Raw genomic sequence first — 11,410 nt, forward strand, 5'->3', positions numbered from 1 at the left:
TATTGGAACAAAACACAGACTTAGTCGCATTAGCACAAACAGGAACAGGGAAAACGGCAGCATTTGGTTTTCCGCTAATTCAAAAAATTGATGCTGAAGACAGAAGTACTCAAGCGTTAATTTTATCCCCAACGCGTGAGCTTTGCTTACAAATCACCAACGAGATTAAACAATACTCAAAATATGTAAAAGGTTTACATACAGTGGCAGTTTATGGTGGTGCAAGCATTACAGAACAGGCCAGAGAGATTAAACGTGGAGCGCAGGTAATTGTTGCAACTCCAGGTAGAATGCAGGACATGATTAATCGTGGTCTTGTGAACATTAAAAACATCAATTACTGTATTCTTGATGAAGCAGATGAGATGTTGAACATGGGATTTTATGATGATATCGTTTCGATTTTATCGGATACTCCAGACGAGAAAAAAACATGGTTATTCTCAGCAACAATGCCTGCGGAAGTTGCGCGTATTGCTAAGAAATTCATGGCTGATCCAGTAGAAATTACTGTTGGACACAAGAACTCCGGTTCGGCTACAGTTTCACACGAATTTTACTGTGTGAATGCCCGTGACCGTTACGAAGCTTTAAAAAGATTGGCTGATGCTAATCCCGATATTTTCTCTGTAGTTTTTTGTAGAACTAAACGTGATACACAAGCTGTTGCAGAAAAACTGATTGAAGATGGTTACAGCGCTGCGGCATTGCACGGAGATTTATCTCAGGCGCAACGTGACGGAGTTATGAAATCGTTCCGTGGCCGTCAAATTCAAATGCTAGTTGCGACTGATGTTGCGGCTCGTGGAATTGACGTTGATAATATTACTCACGTAGTAAACTATCAATTGCCGGACGAAATCGAAACATACAATCACCGTTCAGGAAGAACTGGTAGAGCTGGAAAATTAGGAACTTCAATCGTAATCATCACTAAAAGTGAATTGCGTAAAATTTCTTCAATCGAAAGAATCATCCAACAAAAATTCCAGGAGAAAACAATTCCAAGTGGAATTGAAATCTGTGAAATCCAATTATTGCACTTAGCAAATAAAATTAAAGATACTGAAGTTGACCATGAGATAGATAACTATTTACCTGCTATCAACGAAGTTCTTGACGGTTTGACAAAAGAAGAATTAATCAAGAAAATGGTTTCTGTTGAATTCAACAGATTCATCGCTTACTACAAAAAGAAACGTGATTTATCTGGTGAAAACGGTGGAGAAAGAAGCGAAAGAAGTTCAGAGCCAAGAGAAATCAGAGCCGGAGATCCTGTTCGTTATTTCGTAAACATTGGTTCACGTGACGATTTCGATTGGATGCAGTTGAAAGATTTCCTGAAAGAAACTTTAGATTTAGGTCGTGATGACGTATTCAAGGTTGATGTAAAAGAAGGTTTCTCTTTCTTTAATACTGATGGAGAACATACTGATAAAGTTATGTCAATCCTTAACGGATTTGATATGAACGGAAGACGTATCAATGTTGAGATTTCTAAAAACGATGGTGGAAGCCGTGAAAGACGTGACCATAACGGAAGAAGTTCTGGTGGCGGATTCAGAGGTGATAGAAATTCTGGAGGCGGCGAAAGAAGAAGTTCTGGTGGCGGAGGAAGTTTCGGTCCAAGAAAAGAAGGTGGATTTAAAAGCGAAAGAAGCTCAGCTCCAAAAGAAGGTGGTTTCAGAAGTGAAAGAAGTTCAGGTTCTTCAGAAAGACCAAGAAGAGAAGGCGGTTTTAACCGTGATAGTGCTCCAAAAAAAGCACCAGGTTCTTTCCAAAGAGAAGAAAGAGCGCCTAGACGTTCAGAAGGTTCAACTGATAAACCAGCAGGTCGTTCATTTGAAGCTGCAAAAAGCAGAAGACCAAGAAAAAGCTAATAGCTAAAACTTCAATACTAAAATTCCAAATTCCAATAGCTTATTTATTGGAATTTGGAATTTCTTTTTTGGAATTTTTTTCTTTTGTTAATTTTGTTCTAATTCTGATACCAAACTCAGGAATATCTTAAAAGAGTTTCATACTTTTAAACCATCAAAAATCGCTATGAGATATTTTACAATTTTACTTTTATTCATACTTCCTCTAGGCGCAATCGCGCAAACCAATCAGATAACACAAAAAGTTACAGGAACAATTATTAACGACAACACATTGCTGCCTATCGCTAATGTAAACGTTATTAACATCAATAAAGTAAAAGGAGTAACTACAGATATAAAAGGATATTTTGAGTTGGAAGTAAGCGTTAATGATACGCTGCATATAGCCTTACTTGGTTATCAATCCTTGAGAGTAAGAGTAACGAATGACTGGCTAAAAAACGGAACAGCCAAATTATTGCTGACAGAAAAAGCAATTGCATTAGAAGAAGTTATTGTTAAAAAATATGACTTAACAGGTTATCTTGAAATCGATTCAAAACTTATTCCCGATAAAGAAAACTACCGATACAGTATTTCAGGTTTACCACAAGGCTATGAAACTGGTGATACTTCGCCAGGCGCTTTTACCAGAGTCTTAGGTTCTATCTTCAATCCGGCGGATATGCTTTATAATTTCTTTGGAAAGAAAACAAATGAGCTCAAGAAACTGAAACAGATGAAAAAGGATGACACCGTTAGAAATCTTTTAGAATCTAAGTTTGACAGAGAAACCCTTGGCGTGCTTCTTGGCATAGACAAAAAGGAAATTGCCGAAATCCTTACCCGTTGCAGTTATTCTGAAGAGTTTATCAAAACCGCCAACGATTTGCAAATTATGGATGCCATTAGCGAATGCTATGAGCAATATAAGGTGTTGAAGAAGAAGTAGTGTTCAGTTTACATTCGCAGTATGCAGTCTCAGTTTTCAGTTTTACTATGACTTATATTTTGAGTTACAGCCAAACTTATCTGGATTGTTAATCATATAATTAATTAGTTTGCCAATCTCGATATTTTGTTCAGTTAGATTAGTGTAATCTGCTTTGCTTATATATTCACAGATATAAGCAAATTCTAGCCAAACATTAGTTTCTGAATTTTCAGCATCCCTATCAGTTAATTTGCTAATGAAATGATTAGTATATCTTCTTTTTCGATATGCTTCTGCAATATTAGCACAAACACTTCTTGAGGATCGTCTTATTTGGTCTGTTAATGAATATTTCTCTTCAATAGGAAATGATTTAGAAATATTGAAGATTTTCATAGCTAACTGAAATGCTTTTTGATAAGCCAATAATTCTCTAAAATCCATATATTAAAATTTACTAAACTGTTTACTGCGACTGCTTACTGTGACTGATCACTATAATACCTCGCTTCAATCCTTTTAATATCCTTAATCGTATTCTTTGCCCAGGCTAAACGTTTAACGAGAATTTCTTCTTCTGATAATTGCCACGCTATATTAGATTGGCGTAGGCGAGTGGTGATATCCTGAATGATGATAGCTGCCGAAACAGAAATATTCAGACTTTCTGTAAATCCAACCATTGGGATTTTAATATAGCCATCAGCCTGATCAATTACTTCCTGCGATAATCCTTCTTTTTCTGTTCCGAAATAAATGGCACTTGGTTTCGAAATGTCAAAATCGCTAAGCATGCAGGAATTATTGTGTGGTGTTGTGGCGATAATTTGATAGCCTTTAGAACGCATGGTTCCTATAGAAGAATTTACTGTCTCAAATGTATTGATATCAACCCATTTTTGTGCGCCCATGGCGATTTCTTTATCGATGCTTTTGCCAAACCGCTGTTCAATAATATTCAATTGCTGGATACCAAAGACTTCACAGCTACGCATCACTGCGCTGGTATTGTGCATCTGAAAAACATCTTCAACAACTATCGTAAAATGATTGGTTCTATTCGCCAGCACATTTGCAAAACGTTCTTTGCGGTTGTCGGTTAAAAATCCTTCGAGGTAGTCGAGATAATTTAGGTCAATCATGGTTATGCTTTTGGCAAAAATAGTGTTTTCTAGTCCCATTTGGCTTTACTCTTTTTTACTATGAACCAAATAATAAATATCAACACTACAATAAATAATATATAACCTGTAATCTGACCTGCTTTACCGGCTGGTGAATTTTCATCATGACTGTTAAACTGGTCTTCAATTGTTAATCCTTTTACGAATTTTATTGATGATAGAATTTTTTGCTTCTCTTTATTAAAATTGGATTCAATATTGTTAGGCAGAAAAAAACCAACTGTGTAAGTATGGTCTTTTAAGTAAATTACATAGTTTTCTACAACAATTGACTCGTCATTGCCCGGCATTGCAAATACTGATTTTGATACAATAACATTATTAATTTTAATGATTTCTTCAGAAATTGCTTTTCCTTTACAGCCTTTCATGAAACCTTTTTGGTAACCCTTATAATATTCTTGCAATTGTGCTTCATCAAATACATTGGTCTCAATCTGCTCTTCTATAGTTTTTGTGATTACAATATTACCAATATTCAATGGCGCAGAGATCCTCCTTAATCCTAAAGTATCTACAATTGAATGCTCTTTTGGCAATTCAATAGAGAGAGTTTCATCAAATTTATATTTCGTGTTTTGTGCAAAACAATTCAATGATAATAATGTAAATAATAATGTTAGTTGTTTCATCTTTTATTGGATATGAGAATTAATCAGATACAAACAAATCTAACATTTACCTTAACATCTTTTTATCTTCTATTGCCAAGTTATAAACAAACATATAAGAATTACCATCACAAACTAAATCGCAATTTTTAGTAACTTAGCAACTCAGCTACTTAGCAACTTTAAAAAATGAAAAAGAAACTCGTAATCTTAACAGGCGCAGGAATCTCAGCGGAAAGCGGCATCAAAACCTTTCGCGATGCTGATGGACTTTGGGAAGGGCATAATGTTATGGATGTTGCTTCACCGGAAGGTTGGCACAGAAACAAAGAGTTGGTTTTAGATTTCTATAATCAACGTCGTAGACAATTACATGAAGTAAAACCCAATCATGGGCATATCGTCTTAGCCGAATTGGAAAAAGATTTCGATGTCCACATTATTACACAGAACGTAGACAATCTTCATGAACAGGCGGGAAGTACCAAAGTACTGCATTTGCATGGCGAGTTATTAAAAGTAAGAAGTACGAAAAACGAAGATTATATTTTAGATTGGTTACACGATTTAGTAATAGGAGATTTAGATGATAAAGGAAATCAATTACGACCACATATAGTTTGGTTTGGCGAAATGGTTCCAGCGTTAGAAGAAGCGATAAACATCACAGAACAAGCAGAGTATGTAGCTGTGATTGGAACATCACTTCAGGTTTATCCGGCAGCAAGCCTGATGCATTATGCCAATCCAAATACTCCAATTTTTTATATCGACCCAAGACCGGCAAGCATCAATAGTCTGCAAAATCCTTTAGAAATTATTGCAATGAATGCCACCGAAGGTCTTCCGTTATTACGGGAAAAGTTGTTTAAATTAAAGTAAAAAACTGCAAACTGCGACTGAACACTGAACACTATTCCTTACTTTTGCACTACAAAACAACACAACAAATGTCACTAACTCCACTAAACGCCGTTTCACCAATTGACGGAAGATACAGAAGCAAAACCAAATCACTTTCAATTTATTTTTCGGAAGAAGCCTTAATCAAATATCGTGTTCTGGTAGAAGTCGAATACTTTATTGCTTTATGCGAAGCCGATTTGCCACAGCTAAAAGGTGTTGATTCTAAAGTTTTTGACAGCCTGCGTAATCTCTATAAAAACTTCACTACCGAAGATGCGCAATGGATAAAAGATACTGAAATGACCACCAATCATGATGTCAAAGCGGTAGAATATTTTATCAAAGATAAATTTGAAGCATTAGGATTATCATCATATAAAGAGTTTATCCATTTTGGCTTAACCTCACAAGATATCAATAATACTGCTATTCCATTATCGGCAAAAGAAGCATTTCAGGAAGTATATTTGAAATCATTAATTGGATTGGTAGCCAAACTAAAAGAACTGGCGATGGAATGGAATGATATTCCGATGTTAGCCAGAACTCACGGTCAGCCTGCGTCTCCAACACGCTTAGGAAAAGAGATTTTGGTATTTGTAGAACGCATTGAAGAGCAAATGCGTTTGCTGTTCAATATTCCATTTGCAGCTAAGTTTGGTGGTGCTACTGGGAATTACAATGCACATCATGTGGCATATCCAAATGTAGACTGGAAGCAATTTGGTACCACTTTCGTGGAAGAAACTCTCGGATTGCAGCATTCATTTCCGACTACACAAATAGAACATTACGATCATTTTGCTGCATTTTTTGATGCGCTGAAAAGGATAAACAACATCGTTATCGATTTAGACAGAGACATTTGGACGTATGTTTCGATGGAATATTTTAAACAAAAAATCAAAGCGGGCGAAATAGGTTCTTCGGCAATGCCGCATAAAGTTAATCCAATTGATTTCGAAAACTCAGAAGGAAACTTAGGAATTGCTAATGCTATTTTTGAACATCTTTCTGCTAAACTGCCAATCTCAAGATTGCAACGAGATTTGACTGATAGTACAGTGTTGCGTAATATTGGGGTTCCAATGGGACATACTTTAATTGCTTTTGATGCGACTTTAAAAGGATTGAATAAACTATTGTTGAACGAATCAAAATTTGCTGAAGATTTAGAAAAAAACTGGGCAGTTGTTGCCGAAGCTATTCAGACAATTTTAAGAAGAGAAGGTTATCCAAATCCGTATGAAGCTTTGAAAGGCTTGACCAGAACAAACGCTGTAATAGACAAAAAAGCTATTCATGATTTCATAGGGACATTAGAAGTTTCTCAGGCTATAAAAGATGAACTGATGCAGATTACACCAGCTAATTTTACGGGAATATAGTGAACAAAAATGATAAAATTGCCTTAATTGTTTTATCTGCAGTGTATCTGCCAATTTTTTTGTTTCATTTATATTATTACCTAAGAAATATTAATGCTCCCAAAGTCAATTTAAAAAAGGTATTTAAATACAATTTTTTAATATTATTATCTTTGGCTATAGTTGTTTTAATACTAAGCCATACTAATTATTTAGATTATGAGAAACCAATTCCATACAATAAAATAAACCAAATAACTTTTAAAAACTTTAGAGGATTAGAGTTATTTAAGAAGGAATTAAATGGTTCAAAATATTTTGCATACGTTGTAACGACTATAGAATTAGAAAAAAATGACAACTCGGTTGAAATCACTTCTTTTTTCTATCCATCCCGTTCTTTTGTTTATAATAAAAATACAGCTGGAAATGAGTTATTTGATCATGAACTCTTTCATTTTAAAATAACAGAAGTTTTTGCTAGAAAAGCCAGAAAAGAAATTTCAGAGAAAAAAAATATCTCTTTTGATGAAATTAAAAAAATAGTTGAACAAGCAAGAATAAATGAAAATGAATTTCAAAAAAAATACGATTATGATACATATCATAGCTATGTGCTTAGTCAACAAAAAAAATATCAAAAAGAAATAGATAGTTTATTACATTTGATGACAAATTATAGTGAAACGAAAATTAATCTTGATGAAAAAAAATAAAATCTGTTTAGTATTGATAAGTTGCTTACTGCTATTAAGCTGTAATAAAAAGGAGGATGTTTTTCCAATAGAAAAAAGATATTGGACTGTTGAAGATTATGAAGATGTTATTCGAGAAATAAAATTTGGGGTTGATGCAGAAGAGCATACACCTAAATTAAGTGATCCGGAAACAAAAGCTATTGTTGAAAAATTGACTGATGAAGAAAACTTTAAAGTAGTTTTAGAAGATAATCAGTTAGGATTAAAGCACAAAAACGAAGTTGCTCAGGGGTTTTTCAATGCATGGGAAAATATGATGGGTATATATAATGTTACTGATAGACAAGACAAATACATCTATGAAATTGAGCATATAAATTGCTATAAATTTGGATTAGGATTACAGTTAAGATATTTCAAATTAGGGAACGACGAAATAATTGAAAATGCTGATGATAAGAATGATAGCTCAACAACCAACAATGTCAATTCAAATATCAATGCCTTGGTAGGTAATTACGAAAATTATTTAGACGAGATTAATGATGAAAATGCTTTTTCCCAAAATGGACTTAATGCGTATGCTGAAGGTATAGATAAGTATTTTTCTGAGTTAATAAAATTATATCCTGATGCTGATTATTCGGGTTTAAAAACTAAAATAGAACTTATGCTTAAAAAAGCAAAGTCACCAAGCATCATAACATCTTTAAATAAAATAAAATCTTTAATTCCAGCAGAGAAAACAGTATAAATAAAAGGCTTGAGTTAATTCTTAAGCCTTTCTGCTTTTTACAAAAATTCTCCATGCTGGGAAATATCTAATCCCAACTCTTCTTTTTCTTCGCTAACTCTTAGCGGCGTTATTTTATTGACAATATAGAAAAGTACATACGATACCGTAAAAGCAAAAACAGAAACGCAAACTAGAGCAATCAGCTGATTTGTAAATAACTTAGTTTCTCCAAATAGCAATCCCTGATCTACAACAGCAGGATTTATCGCTTTTGAGGCAAAGACCCCGGTTAAAATCATTCCGGTCATTCCGCCAACACCATGACAGGCAAACACATCAAGCGCATCATCAATTTTTCCTTTTGGAAATTTACTAACTGCCAAATTGCTAACGATACTTGAAATGATTCCGATAGTTATTGCATGCGCAATACTTACATAACCTGCAGCCGGAGTTATAGCAACCAAACCTACAACAGCACCAATGCAAGCGCCCATTGCGGAAAGTTTGTGCCCTAATATTTTATCCAAAAATACCCAAGCCATAGAAGCCGCCGCCGCCGCAACTGTTGTGGTTCCTAAAGCTTGCACAGCTAAACCATTTGCGCCCATCGCCGAACCTGCGTTAAATCCGAACCAGCCAAACCATAACAATCCTGTTCCTAAAAGCACATAAGTGATTCTGGCTGGATTTGCTTTTTGACTTTTTCTTTTTCCTAAAAACATGGCTCCGGCAAGTGCAGCCCAACCAGCACTCATGTGTACTACAGTTCCACCGGCAAAATCTAAGACGCCCATTTTAAAGAAAATGCCATCCGGATGCCAGGTGCAATGGGCGAGAGGCGTATAGACAAATAAAATGAACAAAACCATAAACAGCAAATAAGACCAAAACCGAATTCGTTCAGCGAAAGCGCCCGTTATTAGCGCTGGAGTGATGATAGCAAACTTAACCTGAAAAAGGGCAAACAGGAGTAAAGGTATTGTTGGAGCCAATGACCAGGAAGATGTCACGCCAACATTATTAAAAAACAAATTTGGAATTGGATTTCCAATAAAACCTCCAATCGAAGGGCCAAAACATAACCCATACGCAATCACAACCCATAGAATGCTGACAATAACCATTGCCATAAAACTTTGAAGCATGGTGCTGATTACATTTTTCTTTCCGACCATTCCGCCATAAAAGAAACCCAAACCTGGCGTCATAAGCAAAACTAGTGCTGTAGCGACAATCATCCAGGCAGTATCTCCCGAATCAAATTTTGTTATTTCTGCCGGAGTTGAATGATTTTGAAAAATGGAATTTGAAAAGAAAGTCAAAATCAGGATTGTGATGAGTATCACACTTAAAATAATTCTTCTTGGCTTCATATTTTTGATGTTATTTTTTATAAAAATATTATTTTTATAAATAGCACCTATCAAAAACTTAGGCTAAAAACTCATTTTTATGTAATTATAAATTTCTACCCTAATTTATTTTGGGGTGTGCACTGTATTTTTTATTTATTGATAATTTGACAAATAAAAAAGGCACAAGAAATAACTTATGCCTTTTCACTTTTGCCTTATGGCTAATTCTTATCTCGAATAATTCGGAGCTTCTTTTGTAATGGTTACATTATGTGGATGACTTTCGCCAATTCCGCTTGCTGTGATTCTAACAAAGCGTCCGGTTTCCTGAAGTGTTGGAATATCTTTCGCTCCACAGTAACCCATTCCGGCACGAAGCCCACCAACAAATTGCTGCATGCTTTCGTTTAATTCGCCTTTATAAGGAACTCGTCCAACAATTCCTTCCGGAACTAACTTTTTAATATCGTCTTCTACGTCCTGGAAGTAACGGTCTTTTGAACCATCTTCCATGGCTTCTATAGAACCCATTCCACGATAAGATTTGAATTTTCTTCCTTCGAATATAATTGTTTCTCCTGGAGATTCTTTTGTTCCTGCTAACAACGAACCTAACATTACTGAGTCTGCTCCAGCTGCAATTGCTTTCGGAATATCACCTGTATATCGAATTCCGCCATCTGCAATTACCGGAACTCCGGTTCCTTTTAAAGCTGCAGCAACTTCTAGAACCGCTGAGAATTGTGGGAATCCAACTCCGGCAACAACCCGCGTTGTACAAATTGAACCTGGTCCAATGCCGACTTTCACAGCATCGGCGCCATGCTGGACTAAATACAAGGCCGCTTCCGGAGTAGCAATATTACCAACCACTACATCAAGATTTGGGAATTTAGCTTTTACTTCTTTCAAAACAGTTACAACACCTTGGGTGTGTCCGTGTGCTGTGTCGATAATTACTGCATCAACTCCGGCATTTACCAAAGCTGTTGCTCTTTCTAAAGCATCGGCAGTAACACCTAAAGCGGCAGCAACACGCAAACGTCCAAATCTATCTTTATTGGCAATTGGTTTCTGAGTCAGTTTGGTTATATCTCTAAAGGTAATCAATCCGATAAGTTTGAAATTATCATCAACTACCGGAAGTTTTTCAATTTTGTTTTTTTGTAGAATTCCTTCAGCTTCCTGCAAAGTTGTTCCTTCGGCAGCTGTTACCAGATTTTCTGAAGTCATAACTTCTAATATGGAACGGGAATTTATTTTTTCGAAACGCAAATCTCTGTTGGTTGCAATTCCTTTTAAGATTCCGTTTTCGTCCACGACAGGAATTCCGCCAATGCCAAATTCTTTCATCGCCATTTTGGCATCGCCAACGGTTGCTGTTAAAGGCAAAGTAACTGGGTCGATTATCATTCCGGCTTCAGCACGTTTTACTTTTCTGACTTTCGCTGCTTGTTGTTCAATCGTCATGTTTTTGTGCAATACGCCAATGCCACCTTCCTGAGCCATAGCAATTGCCATTGAACTTTCGGTAACAGTGTCCATTGCTGCGGAAACAATAGGAACATTCAAAGTAATATTTCTCGAAAACTTCGATTGGATACTGACTTCACGCGGTAAAACTTCTGAATAATTTGGGATTAGCAGTACATCGTCATAGGTTAAACCTTCTCCAACGATTTTAGTAGTGTGTGCTTTCATTGCAATTTGTAGTTGTAGTTAAATTGCGAGCAAATATAGTGAATTTTAAGAAG

At 35.7% G+C, this 11,410-nt stretch carries 11 protein-coding genes; 6 read left to right on the plus strand and 5 right to left on the minus strand.

Annotated features, from left to right (window positions below; all coding sequences use genetic code 11):
* Positions 1–1,880 (plus strand): DEAD/DEAH box helicase (locus ABIQ27_RS02200; RefSeq protein ID WP_348031638.1); only part of this gene is annotated, 1,880 nt, incomplete at its 5' end.
* 166 nt (positions 1,881–2,046) lie between these two features.
* On the plus strand, positions 2,047–2,814 hold the full coding sequence (locus ABIQ27_RS02205; protein WP_348031640.1) for a carboxypeptidase-like regulatory domain-containing protein: 768 nt from the start codon (positions 2,047–2,049) through the stop codon (positions 2,812–2,814).
* A gap of 45 nt (positions 2,815–2,859) precedes the next feature.
* Here ABIQ27_RS02205 and ABIQ27_RS02210 read toward each other — a convergent pair whose 3' ends face one another.
* From ABIQ27_RS02210 to ABIQ27_RS02220, 3 genes are read right to left on the minus strand one after another with little or no spacing between them, the layout of a single operon-like run.
* The gene (locus tag ABIQ27_RS02210) at positions 2,860–3,240 is read right to left on the minus strand and encodes a four helix bundle protein (RefSeq protein ID WP_348031641.1); all 381 of its coding nucleotides are present in this window, start codon (positions 3,238–3,240) and stop codon (positions 2,860–2,862) included.
* Between the two features lie 35 nt (positions 3,241–3,275).
* Positions 3,276–3,938: an RNA methyltransferase gene (locus ABIQ27_RS02215; RefSeq protein WP_348031654.1), complete on the minus strand. Its 663-nt coding sequence runs from the start codon at positions 3,936–3,938 to the stop codon at positions 3,276–3,278.
* Positions 3,939–3,967: 29 nt separating this feature from the next.
* A complete protein-coding gene (locus tag ABIQ27_RS02220) occupies positions 3,968–4,612 on the minus strand; it encodes a hypothetical protein (protein WP_348031643.1) in 645 nt (214 codons plus the stop codon).
* Positions 4,613–4,780: 168 nt separating this feature from the next.
* Between ABIQ27_RS02220 and ABIQ27_RS02225 the strand changes: the two genes are divergently transcribed.
* The 4 genes from ABIQ27_RS02225 (at position 4,781) to ABIQ27_RS02240 (ending at position 8,316) form a co-directional block, all read left to right on the plus strand.
* Positions 4,781–5,473, plus strand: coding sequence for an NAD-dependent deacylase (locus ABIQ27_RS02225; RefSeq protein ID WP_348031644.1), 693 nt, complete (start codon positions 4,781–4,783; stop codon positions 5,471–5,473).
* A gap of 68 nt (positions 5,474–5,541) precedes the next feature.
* On the plus strand, positions 5,542–6,885 hold the full coding sequence (purB, locus tag ABIQ27_RS02230) for an adenylosuccinate lyase (protein WP_348031646.1): 1,344 nt from the start codon (positions 5,542–5,544) through the stop codon (positions 6,883–6,885).
* The gene (locus ABIQ27_RS02235; RefSeq protein ID WP_348031648.1) at positions 6,885–7,580 is read left to right on the plus strand and encodes a hypothetical protein; all 696 of its coding nucleotides are present in this window, start codon (positions 6,885–6,887) and stop codon (positions 7,578–7,580) included. Before purB ends, ABIQ27_RS02235 begins: the two co-directional genes overlap by 1 nt.
* Positions 7,567–8,316: a hypothetical protein gene (locus ABIQ27_RS02240; RefSeq protein ID WP_348031649.1), complete on the plus strand. Its 750-nt coding sequence runs from the start codon at positions 7,567–7,569 to the stop codon at positions 8,314–8,316. Before ABIQ27_RS02235 ends, ABIQ27_RS02240 begins: the two co-directional genes overlap by 14 nt.
* Before the next feature lie 38 nt (positions 8,317–8,354).
* On the opposite strand, the gene ABIQ27_RS02245 is transcribed toward ABIQ27_RS02240, so the two are convergent.
* Both ABIQ27_RS02245 and guaB read right to left on the minus strand, forming a co-directional pair.
* The gene (locus tag ABIQ27_RS02245) at positions 8,355–9,674 is read right to left on the minus strand and encodes an ammonium transporter (protein ID WP_348031651.1); all 1,320 of its coding nucleotides are present in this window, start codon (positions 9,672–9,674) and stop codon (positions 8,355–8,357) included.
* 210 nt (positions 9,675–9,884) lie between these two features.
* The gene (gene guaB / locus ABIQ27_RS02250) at positions 9,885–11,357 is read right to left on the minus strand and encodes an IMP dehydrogenase (protein ID WP_348031653.1); all 1,473 of its coding nucleotides are present in this window, start codon (positions 11,355–11,357) and stop codon (positions 9,885–9,887) included.
* Between the last annotated feature and the right edge of the window lie 53 nt (positions 11,358–11,410).

The sequence above is a fragment of the Flavobacterium sp. genome (assembly GCF_039916025.1).
Classification (GTDB): Bacteria; Bacteroidota; Bacteroidia; order Flavobacteriales; family Flavobacteriaceae; genus Flavobacterium.